14 protein-coding genes are annotated in these 15,165 nt (G+C 69.5%); 7 read left to right on the forward strand and 7 right to left on the reverse strand.

The window, feature by feature from the left end:
• The first annotated feature begins 30 nt into the window (after positions 1-30).
• Positions 31-354 carry a hypothetical protein gene (locus HOW07_RS01180; protein WP_175115864.1) on the forward strand — a complete coding sequence of 108 codons (324 nt, stop codon included), beginning with the start codon at positions 31-33 and terminating at the stop codon, positions 352-354.
• 19 nt (positions 355-373) lie between these two features.
• Here HOW07_RS01180 and HOW07_RS01185 read toward each other — a convergent pair whose 3' ends face one another.
• From HOW07_RS01185 to zapE, 3 genes are all read right to left on the reverse strand, one after another.
• Positions 374-919, reverse strand: a complete 546-nt coding sequence (locus HOW07_RS01185; protein WP_371743544.1) for a type II toxin-antitoxin system PemK/MazF family toxin — start codon at positions 917-919, stop codon at positions 374-376.
• A 98-nt stretch (positions 920-1,017) separates the two neighbouring features.
• Positions 1,018-2,247: an ammonium transporter gene (locus HOW07_RS01190; protein ID WP_064293796.1), complete on the reverse strand. Its 1,230-nt coding sequence runs from the start codon at positions 2,245-2,247 to the stop codon at positions 1,018-1,020.
• A 198-nt stretch (positions 2,248-2,445) separates the two neighbouring features.
• Positions 2,446-3,507 carry a cell division protein ZapE gene (zapE, locus tag HOW07_RS01195; protein ID WP_121290720.1) on the reverse strand — a complete coding sequence of 354 codons (1,062 nt, stop codon included), beginning with the start codon at positions 3,505-3,507 and terminating at the stop codon, positions 2,446-2,448.
• 136 nt (positions 3,508-3,643) lie between these two features.
• Between zapE and HOW07_RS01200 the strand changes: the two genes are divergently transcribed.
• A complete protein-coding gene (locus HOW07_RS01200) occupies positions 3,644-4,546 on the forward strand; it encodes a sulfurtransferase (RefSeq protein ID WP_121290722.1) in 903 nt (300 codons plus the stop codon).
• 83 nt (positions 4,547-4,629) lie between these two features.
• Positions 4,630-5,064 carry a SufE family protein gene (locus HOW07_RS01205; protein ID WP_071260092.1) on the forward strand — a complete coding sequence of 145 codons (435 nt, stop codon included), beginning with the start codon at positions 4,630-4,632 and terminating at the stop codon, positions 5,062-5,064.
• 16 nt (positions 5,065-5,080) lie between these two features.
• Here the strand turns inward: HOW07_RS01205 and HOW07_RS01210 are convergent, their stop codons facing one another.
• The gene (locus tag HOW07_RS01210) at positions 5,081-6,274 is read right to left on the reverse strand and encodes an alpha/beta fold hydrolase (RefSeq protein ID WP_175115865.1); all 1,194 of its coding nucleotides are present in this window, start codon (positions 6,272-6,274) and stop codon (positions 5,081-5,083) included.
• Positions 6,275-6,362: 88 nt separating this feature from the next.
• Here HOW07_RS01210 and HOW07_RS01215 point away from each other — a divergent pair, with 88 nt between their 5' ends.
• The 4 genes from HOW07_RS01215 to HOW07_RS01230 all read left to right on the forward strand — a co-directional run bounded on the left by HOW07_RS01215 (position 6,363) and on the right by HOW07_RS01230 (position 11,621).
• Positions 6,363-6,959, forward strand: a complete 597-nt coding sequence (locus HOW07_RS01215; RefSeq protein ID WP_079002473.1) for a DUF3000 domain-containing protein — start codon at positions 6,363-6,365, stop codon at positions 6,957-6,959.
• Entirely contained in the window at positions 6,952-8,199 is a 1,248-nt protein-coding gene (locus HOW07_RS01220; protein WP_121290726.1) for an HRDC domain-containing protein, read from the forward strand. The genes HOW07_RS01215 and HOW07_RS01220 overlap by 8 nt, the downstream gene beginning before the upstream one ends.
• Before the next feature lie 74 nt (positions 8,200-8,273).
• The gene (locus HOW07_RS01225; RefSeq protein WP_064293790.1) at positions 8,274-9,479 is read left to right on the forward strand and encodes a thiolase family protein; all 1,206 of its coding nucleotides are present in this window, start codon (positions 8,274-8,276) and stop codon (positions 9,477-9,479) included.
• Positions 9,480-11,621: a 3-hydroxyacyl-CoA dehydrogenase NAD-binding domain-containing protein gene (locus HOW07_RS01230; RefSeq protein WP_175115866.1), complete on the forward strand. Its 2,142-nt coding sequence runs from the start codon at positions 9,480-9,482 to the stop codon at positions 11,619-11,621.
• A 105-nt stretch (positions 11,622-11,726) separates the two neighbouring features.
• Here the strand turns inward: HOW07_RS01230 and HOW07_RS01235 are convergent, their stop codons facing one another.
• Genes HOW07_RS01235 through dxs form a run of 3 tightly spaced genes read right to left on the reverse strand, consistent with a single transcriptional unit; the run spans position 11,727 to position 15,104 of the window.
• Positions 11,727-12,704, reverse strand: a complete 978-nt coding sequence (locus HOW07_RS01235; RefSeq protein ID WP_175115867.1) for an aldo/keto reductase — start codon at positions 12,702-12,704, stop codon at positions 11,727-11,729.
• Positions 12,701-13,084, reverse strand: a complete 384-nt coding sequence (locus HOW07_RS01240; RefSeq protein WP_056011194.1) for a MerR family transcriptional regulator — start codon at positions 13,082-13,084, stop codon at positions 12,701-12,703. The genes HOW07_RS01235 and HOW07_RS01240 overlap by 4 nt, the downstream gene beginning before the upstream one ends.
• A gap of 55 nt (positions 13,085-13,139) precedes the next feature.
• Complete coding sequence (gene dxs, locus HOW07_RS01245) at positions 13,140-15,104, reverse strand: 1-deoxy-D-xylulose-5-phosphate synthase (protein ID WP_175115868.1); 1,965 nt, start codon at positions 15,102-15,104, stop codon at positions 13,140-13,142.
• Positions 15,105-15,165 lie beyond the last annotated feature (61 nt).

Raw genomic sequence — 15,165 nt, forward strand, 5'->3', positions numbered from 1 at the left:
ACGACGCGCGTTCGAACATATGTTCGAATCATGTCCGACCGGCCCGCTGCCCCGCCGATCCGCATCGGCGAGGCCGAGTGGATCGTGATGCGGGATGTGCCCGACCGGCCGGCCGGTCTCGTGAAGTACTTCGCGCCGAGCGGCGCACCGGCCTACTTCCGCTGCGTCACCTGGGCTCCGCGGTCAGAGGACCGCCGACTGATCGGTCGGTTCGCGACGCTCGCCGAGGCGGAGCGCGCCGTGCCGGGTGGGCGCCGGTCCGCCGCACCGGGCACTCCCAGCTCCGCGGACGCCTGGGAGCACGGGCAGGTGCCGTGGGACGCAGCGCCGCGACGGAGCGACCGGTACGCCTGAGCGGCCGGTCACCGCTCGGTCAGCGCCACCCGTACCGCGACCGGAGCCCAGCGGCGACGCGGGCGAAGCGATCCCGCGGGACCTGAGCCGCTTCCCGTCGCATGCCGTCGGGGTGCACGCGGAAGACGCGGTCGAGGTTCGCCCAACTCGGACGGCCGGCGCTGTCCCAGCCGCCGGTGCCGAGCGGCACGAACGCACCGTCCTGCGAATGATCCTTGCTCGTCAGCTGCACCGCCAGCACCCAGCCTCCGGTCGAGCGCGCCACGATGAGCACCGGGCGGTCCTTGCCACGTCCGTCGCGCTCCTCGTACGGCACCCAGGTCCAGACGATCTCGCCTGGGTCGGGATCGCCGTCGACGGCCGGGGCGTAGTCGATCGACACGGCGCCCACCGTCCGCGGATCGACCTCGACCGTCGCCGTCCGGCCCGAGCGTCCGGGTGAAGCGGCGGTGGTGGTCGGCGGCGTCGCGAGGCCGGCGGTCCGCACCGCACTGGAGGCGGCGCGGGTGGAGGGGCCCAGGAGTGCGTTCGCGACGCGACGGATGAGCGAGGTGAAGGTTGACACGCCGTCACCCTACCGTCCGCGGCCGCCACCCCAGCGAACGACGGACGGGCGCCGTCCTGATGGACGACGCCCGTCCGGCGAATCGATGGCGGTCGAGGTCAGTCGACGAGCGCGTACCCCTCTTCGCCGTGCACGGAGGTGTCGACGCCGGCGATCTCGTCCTCGTTCTTGACGCGGAAGCCGATGGTCTTCTCGATCGCGAAGCCGATGACGAAGGCCACGATGAAGGAGTAGACGAGGACGGCGAAGGCGGCGATGGCCTGGACGGCGAGCTGCTCGATGCCGCCGCCGACGAAGAGGCCGGTCTCGGTCGCGAAGAAGCCGAGGTAGAGGGTGCCGATGAGACCACCGACGAGGTGGATGCCGACGACGTCGAGGGAGTCGTCGAAGCCGAGCTTGAACTTGAGCTCGACGGCAATGGCGCAGACGGCGCCGGCCACGATGCCGAGGAGCAGCGCCCAGCCAGGCGTCAGGTTCGCGCAGGCCGGGGTGATGGCGACGAGACCAGCGACGGCACCGGAAGCGGCGCCCACCGAGGTCGCCTTGCCGTCCTTGAACTTCTCGACGACGATCCAACCGATGATGGCGGCCGCGGTGGCCCCGACGGTGTTGACGACGATGAGTCCGACGTTCGCGAGCTCGTTCAGCCATTCGGCGCCGGCGTTGAACCCGAACCAGCCGAACCACAGGATGGCGGCACCGAGGAGAGTGAGCGGCACGTTGTGCGGCTTCGTGATGCCCTTCTGGAAGCCGATGCGCTTGCCGAGGACCAGGGCGAGGGCGAGGGCTGCGGCTCCGGCGTTGATGTGCACCGCGGTGCCACCCGCGTAGTCGATGACACCGATACCGGCATCCTCACCGAACAGCGTGGTGCCGAGGTTCATGATCCAGCCGCCGCCCCAGACCCACGCGGCGATCGGGAAGTAGGCGATGGTCGCGAAGAGACCGGCGAAGATCATCCAGGAGCCGAACTTCGCGCGGTCGGCGATGGCGCCGGAGATCAGCGCGATCGTGATGATCGCGAAGGTGGCGCCGTAGGTCGCCCCCACCAGGTCGGTGTTCGCGGTCTCGCCACTCGCGAGTGCGGTCATCCCGAAGTCGGAGAAGGGGTTGCCGGCGAACTCCAGCGGGCTGCCGACGGCCGACATGTTGAAGCCGTAGAGGATCCACAGCACGCTGATGAGGCCCAGTGCGCCGAAGCTCATCATCATCATGCTGACGACGCTCTTCGCCTTCACGAGGCCGCCGTAGAAGAATGCGACGCCGGGGGTCATGAACAGCACCAGAGCGGTTGCCGTGACTCCCCAAGCGATACTGCCTGTGTCCATTGGATCTTCCTCACACATCGTGGTCTTGCAACGGGTGCCCGAGATGGTGAGGACCGGCTGAGCTCGGCCTCGCCGTCCGACTCGGTACAGCGACCAGTCTGGGGAACGGAGGTTTCCGCACGACTGTCAGCGTGTTTCCGACGTGTTACGCGAGTGCCGTCCAGGTAAACAGCGTGTTTCGTGACCGGCTGGGACCGGTCAATCCATCGAGGTGAGGGCGATCATGCGCGACATCGCGCGCAGGTACTTCTTGCGGTACCCACCGTTGAGCATGTCGCCGCCGAACACCTCGTCGAGGGCGGTGCCGGTCGTGACCACGGGGATCTGCGCGTCGTACACCCGGTCGATGAACGCGACGAGCCGGAGCGCCTGGCCCTGGTCGGTCAACTCGTGGACGTCGCGGAGCGCGATCAGGTCGACGCCGTCGAGGAGTCCGATGAACCGTGAGGGGTGGACGGCGGCGAGGTGCGTGATGAGGCCGTCGAAGCTGTCGACCGTGACGTTCCGGCCGGCGGCCGCCGCCTCCTCGGTGCGGGCGTCGAACCGCTCCTCGGAGCTCACCACGGCGTGCCCCTCGATGCTGCGACGGCGGTAGTCGGTGCCGTCGATGCGGAGGGTCTCGAAATTGGCGCTCATGGCCTGGATCTCGCGGAGGAAGTCGGCTGCGGCGAAGCGGCCCTCCCCCAGGGCGTTCGGCGGCGTGTTGGAGGTCGCCGCGATCCTCGTCCCGGTCGCGACGAGCTCTCCGAGCAGTCGGGTCATGACCATCGTGTCGCCCGGGTCGTCGAGCTCGAACTCGTCGATGCAGATGAGCGTCGCGCCCGTCAGCTGCGCGACCGCCGCCGCATAGCCGAGCGCTCCGACGAGGGCCGTGTACTCGATGAAGGTGCCGAAGTACTTCTTCCGACCGGGCGCATCGTGCCAGAGCGCGGCCAGGAGGTGGGTCTTGCCGACGCCGAAGCCACCGTCCAGGTAGATGCCCGGCTTGGCCGCCGACACCTTGGGCTTCCGCCGTCCGAAGAAGCCGCCACCGCCACCGGCCTGGGGCGCGAAGAAGCCGCGGAGCTTCTCGACCGCGGCCGCCTGGCCCGGGAAATCGGGATCCGGACGGTACGAGTCGAAGCTCGCCTGCTCGAACTGCCGGGGTGGCGTCAGGCTCGCGACGATCTCGGCGCCACTGACCGTGGGGACACGGTCGGCGAGGCTGCGGAATCCGGTCGGGACGGAAGGCGTGGTCACGGCAAACCTCTGGCTCTGCATGGGTGCTGGGTTACGGCGTCTGACGCATCGGTGCGGTTCGGTGGCGCGGACGGCGTACTGTCGAAGGGACAGGCTTCCAGCCTAGATGCACGACACCCGAGCCACACCGCAGCCAGCTGCACGACCGGAGGTACCCATGACCGTCGACGCCGATTCGACCTCGACCAAGTTCACCGCCTACGCCCACCCCGAGCGCCTCGTCACGGCGGAGTGGCTCGAAGCGCACCTGGGTGAACCCGGTCTCGTCGTCGTCGAGTCCGATGAGGACGTCCTCCTCTACGAGACCGGCCACATCCCCGGCTCGGTGAAGGTCGACTGGCACACCGACCTCAACGACCCGGTCGAGCGCGACTACATCGACGGAGCCGCGTTCGCCGCGCTCCTCGGATCCAAGGGGATCTCGCGAGACGACACCGTCGTGATCTACGGCGACAAGAACAACTGGTGGGCCGCCTACGCCCTGTGGGTCTTCAGCCTCTTCGGACACGAGGACGTCCGACTGCTCGACGGTGGACGCGACAAGTGGATCGCTGACGGTCGGGCGATCACCCGCGACGCCACGGAGCGCGACGCCGTCGAGTACCCCGTGGTGGAGCGCGACGACACGGCCCTCCGCGCCTACAAGGACGATGTGCTCGCCCACCTCGGCAAGCCGCTCATCGACGTCCGCTCCCCCGAGGAGTACAGCGGTGAACGCACCACGGCCCCCGCCTACCCCGAAGAGGGTGCGCTCCGCGCCGGTCACATCCCGAGTGCGCAGAGCGTCCCGTGGGGCAAGGCGGTCGCCGAGGACGGCACCTTCCGGCCGGCCGAGGAGCTGGACGCGATCTACCGCGACGGCGCGGGCCTCGCCGAGGGCGACGAGGTGATCGCCTACTGCCGCATCGGCGAGCGGTCGAGTCACACGTGGTTCGTCCTGCAGCACCTGCTCGGGTTCGACAACGTCCGCAACTACGACGGCTCCTGGACGGAATGGGGCAGCGCCGTGCGCGTGCCGATCGTGCAGGGCGCCGAGCCGGGCGACGCACCGACGCGCTGAGCCCGTCCACCCACCGCCCTTCCGCACGGCTGCACGGTGCGGGAGGGCGGTCCGCTGTTCCCGGCTGCGATACTGGAGTGACCATGACCGATTCCCTCCTCGCCCCGAACCTCGCCGAGATCCGAGATGAGTTCCTCGCCGTCGAGGAACGCTCACGGCTGCAGCTGCTCCTCGAATTCAGCGACGAGCTGCCGGACCTCCCGGAGCGCTACCGCGACCACCCCGATCTCATGGAGCGGGTGCTCGAGTGCCAGGCGCCCGTGTTCTTCTTCGTCGAGGTCGACGAGGACGGCATCGTGCACCTGTTCGCCACGGCTCCCGAGGAAGCGCCGACCACTCGCGGGTTCGCGAGCATCCTCGTCCAGGGGCTCGCCGGACTCACCGTCGACGAGGTCCTCGCGGTCCCGGACGACTTCCCGCAGATGATCGGACTCTCCCGGGCGGTGTCGCCACTGCGACTGCGCGGGATGTCGGCGCTGCTCGGCAGGACGAAGCGCCGCCTCCGCGAACTCGCCTGAGTCGTCGGCCCGTCGGTCAGTGCCCGGGCGGTAGCGGCACGAGCTCGTCGAGCCAGTCCGAGACCGCGGCGGTCCAACGCTCCGGGTCGTAGTTCCAGAGCTTCGTGTGACGGGCGACGGTGAACGGGACGAACGTCACGATGTCCGGTCGTGCGAGGGCGAGCGCCCGCGACGGCCCTGCCGGGACGTAACCGTCGTCGTCACTGTGCATCAGCAGGATCGGCAAGGCGAGGTCGGCGGCGTTGGCGACGTAGTCGAGCCGACCGAGATCGATGCTCGTCGCCTGCCCGGTCAGGAGGCGTCCCCACCGGCGGCTGATGGCGAGCAGGGCGACCCGACCCACGACGCTCGGGATCCGGTTCTCGCGGGCCTGGTGCTGCAGGACGTCCACCCAGTCGATGACCGGCGAATCGAGCGCGACGGCGCGGAGGAGTTCGGGGTGCTTCGTCCGCCGTGAGGCCTGGAGCACGATCGCTCCGCCCATGGACCAGCCCATGAGCACGACGTCGGCGGCACCCTGTTCCCGCACCCAGCCGATCGCGGCGTCCACGTCGCGCCACTCCTCGTCGCCGAGCGCGTACCGGAAGTCCAGCGCGGGCGGAGCGTCGCCGTCGTTGCGGTAGGAGACGAGCAGGCACGAGTACCCGGCGTTGCGGAAGCTCGGCACCGCTCGCAGCGCTTCGGATCGCGTGGTCCCCCGGCCGTGCACCAGGACGGCCCAGCGGGTGGACGGTCCGTCCTCCGGGTGGATCGCCCACGCCGGCGCCGGCCCGAGTGGGGTCGGTACGAGCACGTCCTCGTGGGCGAGACCCAGCTCCTCCGGGCGGCGGAAGAACCACCCGCTGAACTCGGCCTCCTGGCCGACGCGGAGCGCGTCGACGTCGCCGCCGAGGAGCGTCCGGACCACCGTGTGCTGCCGCACCTCGAGGATGTCGCCCAGCTGCACGTAGGCGGCACGTCTCGTCACCCAGCTGCCGTAGCGGCCCGGGACGATCGTGTCCGGGGACGCGACGAGTTCGATCGTCCCGCCGGCACGGTCCAAGCCGACGATGCGTGCCTCGCTCGGGCGGTCCCGAGCCGGGACCACCACCTTGCGGGCGATGGTCGCGACGACGGCGAGTCCGAGGGCGCCGACGGCGGCAGCGGCTCCGCCGGCGATGACGATCGCATCCGTCGCCGAACCGCGCCGGCGGATGCCGGTGCCCGCCACTCCTCGACCGCTTGCCTGCGACCCGGGTCCGCGTCTCCGCCCGGCGTGCCTCTGCCCATTCATCGGGATGTAACTCTAGTCTTCACTCGTGGTAGAGAGTCCGACGACGGCAAAGGTTCCCGAAGAGTTCGCCCGAGCGGTGGACGCTGTTCGCGCTGCCGCCGTCCGTCCCGATCTGAGAGTCACGGAGATCCCCGCGCCGAGCAATCTCGCGCCGTTCGCCATCGCGCTCGCGGCCGACGTCTCACCGAGTCGCCACGATGCCGACTCCGACCTCGGTACGGGGCGGTTCGTCCTCCTCTACGACCCGGACGGCTCTGACGCCTGGGGTGGACGCTTCCGCGTCGTCTGCTTCGCCCAGGCTCCCCTGGAGACCGAGATCGGACTCGACCCGTTCCTCGCCGAGGTCGCCTGGTCCTGGCTCGTGGACGCCCTCGACACCCGCGGCGCCTCGTACCAGGCGGCGTCCGGTACCGCGACGAAGATCATCTCGAGTGGTTTCGGGGAGCTCGCCCGGCAGGGCGACGGCGCACAGATCGAGCTCCGAGCGTCGTGGACACCGCTGGAGAGCGACGTCGCGGCGCACGTGGAAGGATGGGGAGAGCTGCTGTGCATGCTCGCCGGCTTGCCTCCGACCACCGAAGGGGTCTCCCTGTTGTCCGTCAAACGAGCTCACCGTGAGTGACGCGGCGCCTGAATCAGCACCGCTCCTCCCCCCACCCGCGCCCACCGCACCACGGGTCGTCACCGACACCCGCGAGGCCTACCTCGCCTCACTCGAGGTGCTTGCCGCGGGTCACGGACCGTTCGCACTCGACGCCGAACGCGCGTCGGGCTACCGGTACTCGCAGCGGGCCTATCTGATCCAGGTCTACCGTCGCGGTGCCGGGGTCTTCCTCTACGACCCGCCCGCGATCGGCTCCATGGCCGAACTCGGTGCCCTGATCCAGGGTGAACGCTCGATCCTGCACGCGGCCAGCCAGGACCTCGCCTGCCTCCGCGAGGTGGGCGTCGACCCGAGCGAGCTCTTCGACACCGAACTGGGCGCCCGTCTGCTCGGGCTGCCGCGTGTCGGGCTGGGTGCCGTGGTCGAGGAACTGTTGGGCATCCATCTGGCGAAGGAGCACTCCGCCGCCGACTGGTCGACCCGCCCGCTCCCCGCCTCCTGGCTCGAATACGCGGCGCTCGACGTCGAGCTGCTCGTCGACGCCGCGGAGGAGCTGGCAGCCCGCATCGAGGATGCCGGGAAGAGCGACATCGCGCGCCAGGAGTTCCAGGCGACGCTGGCCCGAGAGGCGAAGGCACCCCGCGCCGAGCCCTGGCGCCGCCTCTCCGGACTCCACGCCGTGCGCGGACAACGCAACCTCGCCGTCGCTCGTGAGCTCTGGATCGCGCGTGACGAACTCGCGCAGCGCCGCGACACCGCCCCCGGGCGGCTCATCCCCGACGCCTCGATCACCGCGGCCGCGAAGGCCAACCCCAGCTCGAAGCGCGACCTCGCAGCCCTTTCGGACTTCCGTGGGCGCGCGAGCCGCACCGAACTCGACCTCTGGTGGAACGCGATCCACACCGGCCAGACCACCGAGGACCTCCCCGGTGCCCGACCGGCGAGCGATACGCTGCCACCGCCACGCAGCTGGTCCGACAAGAATCCCGACGCGCACGCCAGGTACACCGCGGCTCGGACGAAGATCCTCGCGACGGCGGAGTTCCTGACGATGCCGGTGGAGAACCTGCTCACGCCGGAGACGCTGCGCCGACTGGCCTGGACGCCGCCCGAACCACTCACCGTCGAGACGGTCGCCGCAGCACTCGCCGAGCACGAGGCACGCCCCTGGCAGATCGACGCGACCGCCCGGGCGATCACCGACGCCTTTGTCGAGTCGGCCCAATCCCCGGTGGAGCCTGACCCGGACGCTTCGTAGGAAGCGCTGCACCCGGGTGTCCACCCGTGTCCGCCGCCTAGGATCGGGGCGTACCCCGAGAATGAGGAGGCAACGTGGCCGAACAAGCCGACGTCGTATTCGTTGATGGAGTCCGGACACCGTTCGGACGAGCCGGCGAAAAGGGCATGTACTGGAACACCCGGGCTGACGACCTGATCGTCAAGGCGATCATCGGACTGCTCGAACGTCATCCCGGTCTGCCGCTCGACCGCATCGACGAGGTCGCCATCGCGGCGACGACCCAGCAGGGCGACCAGGGGCTCACGCTCGGCCGCACCGCCGCGCTGCTCGCCGGCCTCCCGAAGTCCGTCCCCGGATTCGCGATCGACCGCATGTGCGCCGGAGCGATGACCTCGGTCACGACGCTCGGCAGCGGCATCGCATTCGGTGCCTACGACCTCGTCCTCGCCGGTGGCGTCGAGCACATGGGGCGTCACCCCATGGGGCTGGACGCCGACCCGAATCCGCGGTTCCTCGCCGAGCGCCTCGTCAGTGAGGACGCGCTCAACATGGGCAAGACGGCCGAGCGCATCCACGACCGGTTCCCGCAGCTCACGAAGGAACGCTCCGACCGCTTCGGCATGCGCAGCCAGCAGAAGGTCGCGGCCGCCTACGAAGCCGGGCGGATCCAGCCCGACCTCGTCCCGGTCGCGCTCCGGAGCGACAGTGGATGGGGACTCGCCACCGGCGACGAAGGACTCCGGCCCGAGACCACGATGGAGGGGCTCGCCGGACTGAAGACGCCGTTCCGGCCCCACGGCCGTGTCACCGCAGGCAACGCCTCGCCGCTGACCGACGGCGCCACGGTGAGTCTGCTCGCCAGCGCCTCGACGGCGAAGGAGCTCGGTCTCACGCCGAAGATGCGCCTCGTCAGCTTCGCGTTCGCGGGCGTCGAGCCCGAGATCATGGGCATCGGTCCCGTCCCCTCCACGGAGAAGGCGCTGCGGAAGGCCGGTCTGTCGATCGAGGACATCGGTCTGTTCGAACTGAACGAGGCCTTCGCCGTCCAGGTGCTCTCATTCCTCGACCACTTCGGCATCGACGACGAGGACCCGCGGGTGAACCCGTGGGGTGGCGCGATCGCGGTCGGGCACCCGCTCGCAGCCTCCGGCGTCCGACTCATGATCCAGCTCGCGGCGCAGTTCGCCGAGCACCCCGAGGTGCGCTACGGCCTCACGGCGATGTGCGTCGGCCTCGGCCAGGGCGGCACCGTGATCTGGGAGAACCCGTACTTCACCGGCAAGAAGGGACGCAAGTAGATGACCGACTACACGACCATCGACTTCTCGGAGCTCGTCGCGATCAGCGGCGACGACGAGGTCGTGACGCGCTCCTTCGTCAAGGACGTGCGCCTGGCGAGCGGACGCACGATCGCGCTCATCACCCTCGACAACGGACGCGACCACACCCGGCCGAACACGCTCGGCCCGGTCACGCTGCTCGAGCTCGACGGCGTCCTCGAGGCGCAACGGACCCGTGCCGCATCGGGCGAGATCGACGGCGTCGCCATCACGGGCAAGCCGTTCATCCTGGCGGCCGGCGCCGATCTGAGCAAGGTCGGCGACATCCCGTCCCGTGAGGTCGCGACCAAGCTCGCGCAGCTCGGCCACCATGTCTTCGGCAAGCTCGAGGACCTCGGTGTCCCGACCTTCGTCTTCATCAACGGACTCGCGCTCGGTGGCGGACTCGAGATCGGCCTCAACGCGAACTACCGGACCGTCGACGCCTCGGCGCCCGCGATCGCGCTCCCCGAGGTGTTCCTCGGACTCATCCCGGGCTGGGGCGGCGCCTACCTGCTCCCGAACCTGATCGGCATCGAGAACGCGCTCAACGTCGTCATCTCCAACCCGCTCAAGAACAACCGGATGCTCAAGGCGCAGGACGCGCTCGCCTACGGCATCGCCGACGTCATGTTCCCCGCCGCCAACTTCCTCGAGGACTCCTTGCGGTGGGCCGACGGGGTGCTCGGTGGCACGGTGACCGTGCAGCGCAAGAACGTGCCGGGCAAGGTGGAGCGGACGATCAAGTGGCCGCTCGCCATCAGCACCGCCCGCAAGATGCTCGAGAGCAAGATCGGCACCGTCGCGAAGTCGCCCTACGCGGCCCTCGACCTGCTCGAGGCCGCCCGCAGCGGCACGAAAGCGCAGGGATTCGAGCGAGAGGACCGGGCGCTGTCCGAGCTCATCGTCGGCGACCAGTTCCAAGCCAGCATGTACGCGTTCGACCTCGTGCAGAAGCGCGCCAAGCGCCCGGCAGGAGCGCCCGACAAGCAGCTCGCCCGGCGGGTCACGAAGGTCGGCATCATCGGTGCCGGGCTCATGGCGAGCCAGTTCGCACTGCTCTTCCTCCGGCGACTCCAGGTGCCGGTGGTCATCACCGACCTCGACCAGGGCCACGTCGACGCCGGCGTCGCCCGGATCCACGGCGAGATCGACACGCTCCGCGGGAAGGGCCGCATCTCCCCCGACGAGTCGAACCGTCTGAAGGCGCTCCTGTCCGGAACCACGGACAAGGCCGACTTCGCGGACTGCGACTGGGTCATCGAGGCCGTCTTCGAAGAGGTCGGCGTCAAGCAGAGCGTCTTCGCCGAGGTCGAGCAGTACGTCTCGGAGCAGGCGGTCCTCGCGACGAACACGTCCTCGCTCACCGTCGAGGAGATCGGGGCGAAGCTCGCGCACCCCGAGCGGCTCGTCGGCTTCCACTTCTTCAACCCGGTCGCCGTCATGCCGTTGCTCGAGGTCGTCCGCACACCTCAGACGGACGACGAGACGCTCGCGACGGCCTTCGCCACCGCGGCGAAGCTGAAGAAGAGCGCCATCCTCACCGCCGACGCTCCCGGCTTCATCGTCAACCGACTCCTGGCGAAGGTCATGGGTGAGGCGGCGCACGCCCTGGACGCCGGCACCCCGCTGCTGACGGTCGAACGTGCCTTCGCGCCCATCGGGCTGCCGATGACGCCCTTCCAGCTCATCGACCTCGTCGGTTGGAAGGTCGCCGCGCACGTGCAGGACACGATGGTCGGGAAGTTCCCCGACCGGTTCTTCGCGTCGGAGAACCTCCACCGGCTCGCAGGCCTGGACTCGGTCGTCGAGAAGGACAAGGGCGGCAAGGTGACCGGCTTCACGAAGCAGGCTCAGAAGGTGCTCGTCACGGGCGACAGCCCGCTCACCGAGCACGAGATCCTGCGACGGGTCGAGGACGGCCTCGCGTCGGAGATCAAGCTCATGTTGGACGAGGGCGTCGTCTCAGCCGCCCAGGACATCGACCTCGGACTCATCCTCGGTGCGGGTTGGCCGTTCCAGGACGGCGGAGCGACGCCGTACCTGGACCGTGTCGGTGCGAGCGAGCGTGCCTTCGGCGACACCTTCCACCACCCGCCCATCCGGGGCGTCCAGGCGTAGTCCGCGCGATGTCGCGAGAGCGGGGTGTCCTCCACCATCGGTGGACGGCACCCCGCTCTCGTCGTTGTGCCTCGAGCGACGCCGGCCCTCAGCGCATGCCGGAGCTCAGCGGTTGACGGTGCTCATGTCCGGATACCGGTCGCCGGCCGGGAGACGGAGTGCGTCGAGTCGAGCGAGCGCATCGGTCGACAGGGAGAGCTCGTCGGCGCCGAGGTTCTCCTCGAGGTACGGGATCCGCTTCGTGCCGGGGATCGGTGCGATGTCGTCACCCTGAGCCAGCAACCAGGCGAGCGCCACCTGGGCCGGTGTCGCTTCGAGGGACGCGGCGATCCGGTCGACCTCTTCGACGATCGCGATGTTCGCAGCGAGGTTGTGCCCCGTGAAGCGTGGGTTGGCACGACGGAAGTCGGTTTCGTCGAGCACGTCGAGCGATCGGATCGTGCCGGTGAGGAACCCGCGACCGAGCGGCGAGTACGGGACGAAACCGATGCCCAACTCACGGACGGTCGGCAGGATCTCCGCCTCGGGGTCGCGGCTCCAGAGCGAGTACTCCGTCTGCAGAGCCGTGATCGGGTGCACGGCGTGTGCACGCCGGATCGTGTCCGGAGCCGCCTCCGACAGACCGATGTACCGGATCTTGCCCTCGGTGACGAGCTCCGAGAGTGCACCCACCGTCTCCTCGATGGGCACGCCCGGATCCACGCGGTGGAGGTAGTAGAGGTCCACGACGTCGGTCCCGAGCCGGCGCAGCGATCCCTCGATCGACAGGCGCACGTTCGCGGCGCTGCCGTCGGCGCCGAACTGTCCGTCACTGGAATTGCGGATCGTCCCGAACTTGGTCGCGAGGGTCACCTCGTCCCGGCGTGATCCGAGTGCAGCTCCGAGCAGTTCCTCGTTGAGGTAGGGACCGTACATCTCGGCGGTGTCGAAGAAGGTGACGCCGAGGTCCAGGGCACGATGGATCGTCGCGGTCGACGCCGCATCGTCGAGGGCGGCACCGGTGTAGAACGCCGACATCCCCATGCAGCCGAGGCCGATCCGGGCGATGTCTGGTCCCGCCGTGCCGAGTGTGATGTGCTTCATCGTGTTGCCACCTGTTCTGTGTAGAGTTCGATCTTGCGATCGATGACCTCCAGCGACTGCTGCATCTCCTCGAGGCGGGCCAGGAACGAGATCCGATGCCGCAGCAGCAGCTCAAGCCTCGCCTCGGCGGTGTCGTCGCCACGCTGCGCCAATTCCGTGTACTCGCGGAGCGTCGCGATCGGCATGCCCGTCGATCGGAGTCTCGTCAGGAACACGACCCAGGACACGTCGCCCTCGCTGTAGCGGCGGTGCGTCGATGAGCTGCGGCCGATCGGACGTGGCATGAGCCCTGCGCGCTCGTAGTACCGGAGCGTGTGGACGCTCAGCCCGGTTCGTTCGGCGACGTCGGAGATGGCGTAGCCCTCGTGAAGAGTGGTCATGTCCACACGATACGACTTCGAGCGCACTCGAAGTCAAGCGCGCCACAGCCCGCGGTCAGGCGCCGTGCGGCCTCGTCGTGCTCCGCTCCGAAGACGTGTCCTGCTCGACGCGGTCGTCAGGCAGCGGGCGGGCCACGGGGATCCGGCTACCGAGGACCTGTGCCACGACGTCGCGGGCGATCTGCTGCGCCGTGAGGCCCGCGTCCTCGAGGATCTGCTCGCGGGACGCGTGATCGATGAACTCGTCCGGCACGCCGAGCTCGTCGACGGCCGTGTCGACGCCGGCCTCGCGGAGGGTCTGCCTGATGCGGGTACCGATGCCTCCGACGCGGATGCCGTCCTCGATCGTGATCACGAGCCGGTGCGCCGCGGCGAGCTCGACGAGCGATTCGGCGACGGGGACCACCCAGCGGGGGTCGACGACGGTCGCGCCGATGCCCTGCTGGGCGAGTCGGTCCGCCACATCGATCGCGATGGGCGCCATCGGGCCGACGGCGACGATGAGGACGTCCGGCTGCTCGGCCGTCCGGAGGACGTCGACGCCGTCGTGGAGACGCTCGACGGCCGGGAGCTCGGCGGGGGCGCTGCCCTTCGGGAACCGGATGACGGTCGGGGCGTCGTCGATCGACACGGCCTCACGCAGTTCCTCGCGCAGCCGCTCGCCATCACGCGGTGCCGCGATCCGGATACCCGGGACGACCTGCAGGATCGCGAGGTCCCAGATGCCGTGGTGGCTCGGTCCGTCGGGGCCGGTCACGCCGGCGCGGTCGAGGACGACCGTGACTCCCGCACGGTGCAGCGCGACGTCCATGAGCAGTTGATCGAAGGCACGGTTCACGAACGTCGCGTACACGGCCACCACCGGGTGCAGTCCACCGAAGGCGAGCCCGGCCGCCGAGGTGAAGGCGTGCTGCTCGGCGATGCCGACGTCGTGCACGCGCTCGGGGAAGCGTTCGGCGAAGGCGTGGAGCCCGACCGGTCGCAGCATGGCGGCGGTGATGGCGACGACGCGGTCGTCGGCCTCGGCCACCGCGAGCATCTCCTCGCTGAACACGGCCGTCCAGGACGGGCGGGAGGCCGCCCCGACGGGCTCCCCGGTCTCGGGGTCGATCACCCCGACGGCGTGGAACTGATCGGCGTCGTCGTCCCGTGCCGGCTGGAAGCCACGACCCTTCTCGGTGATCGCGTGGACGATCACCGGTGCGCCGTAGTGCTTCGCCTGGGTCAGGGCCTCCTCCATCGCGTGAATGTCGTGTCCGTCGACCGGCCCGATGTACTTGATGTCGAGGTTGGAGTAGAGCGCCTCGTTGTTCGTGAGACGGGAGAGGAACCCGTGGGCGCCTCCGCGGACACCCCGATAGAGCGCGCGTCCCGGACCGCCGAGGAGGTTGAAGGCCCGCTGGCTGCGCTCGCGCAGGTCGCGATAGCTCCGGCGGGTCCGCACGCCGCTCAGGAACCGCGCCATACCGCCGATGGTCGGCGCGTAGGACCGGCCGTTGTCGTTGACGATGATGACGAGCCGGCGGGTGTTGTCGTCGCTGATGTTGTTGAGCGCCTCCCACGTCATGCCGCCCGTCAGCGCGCCGTCGCCGACGACCGCGACCACATGGCGCTCGTCCTGCCCGGTCATCTGGAAGGCGCGGGAGATGCCGTCCGCCCAGCTGAGCGAGCTCGAGGCGTGCGAGCTCTCGACGATGTCGTGCTCGGATTCGGAACGCTGCGGGTAGCCGGCGAGGCCGCCGCGGGTCCGCAGCCCGGAGAACTCCTGACGGCCGGTCAGGAGTTTGTGGACGTAGGACTGGTGACCGGTGTCGAACACCATCGGATCCGTCGGGGAGTCGAACACCCGGTGCATCGCGATCGTGAGCTCGACGACGCCGAGGTTCGGACCGAGGTGTCCGCCGGTCTTCGAGACGTTCGCGATGAGGAAGGCGCGGATGTCGCCGGCGAGTTCGACGAGCTCCGCCTCGGAGAGGCCGTCGAGATCCCGGGGTCCGTTCACCTGATCGAGCACTGTCACGCTGTCGTCCCTCCACCGTGGGCCGACCGATCGCTCGGAGCCCGTCTTTCGAGTGTACGCG

It is taken from the genome of Plantibacter sp. MCCC 1A11337, from assembly GCF_013349365.1.
GTDB lineage: Bacteria > Actinomycetota > Actinomycetes > Actinomycetales > Microbacteriaceae > Plantibacter > Plantibacter flavus_A.

Excerpts from the sequence above, each read along its gene's own strand:
- zapE (WP_121290720.1), bottom strand. The coding sequence starts at position 3,507 with ATGCAGAGCCAGAGGTTTGCCGTGACCACGCCTTCCGTCCCGACCGGA.
- HOW07_RS01200 (WP_121290722.1), top strand. The coding sequence starts at position 3,644 with ATGACCGTCGACGCCGATTCGACCTCGACCAAGTTCACCGCCTACGCC.
- HOW07_RS01180 (WP_175115864.1), top strand. The coding sequence starts at position 31 with ATGTCCGACCGGCCCGCTGCCCCGCCGATCCGCATCGGCGAGGCCGAG.
- HOW07_RS01190 (WP_064293796.1), bottom strand. The coding sequence starts at position 2,247 with ATGGACACAGGCAGTATCGCTTGGGGAGTCACGGCAACCGCTCTGGTG.
- HOW07_RS01230 (WP_175115866.1), top strand. The coding sequence starts at position 9,480 with ATGACCGACTACACGACCATCGACTTCTCGGAGCTCGTCGCGATCAGC.
- HOW07_RS01240 (WP_056011194.1), bottom strand. The coding sequence starts at position 13,084 with ATGACCACTCTTCACGAGGGCTACGCCATCTCCGACGTCGCCGAACGA.
- HOW07_RS01205 (WP_071260092.1), top strand. The coding sequence starts at position 4,630 with ATGACCGATTCCCTCCTCGCCCCGAACCTCGCCGAGATCCGAGATGAG.
- HOW07_RS01235 (WP_175115867.1), bottom strand. The coding sequence starts at position 12,704 with ATGAAGCACATCACACTCGGCACGGCGGGACCAGACATCGCCCGGATC.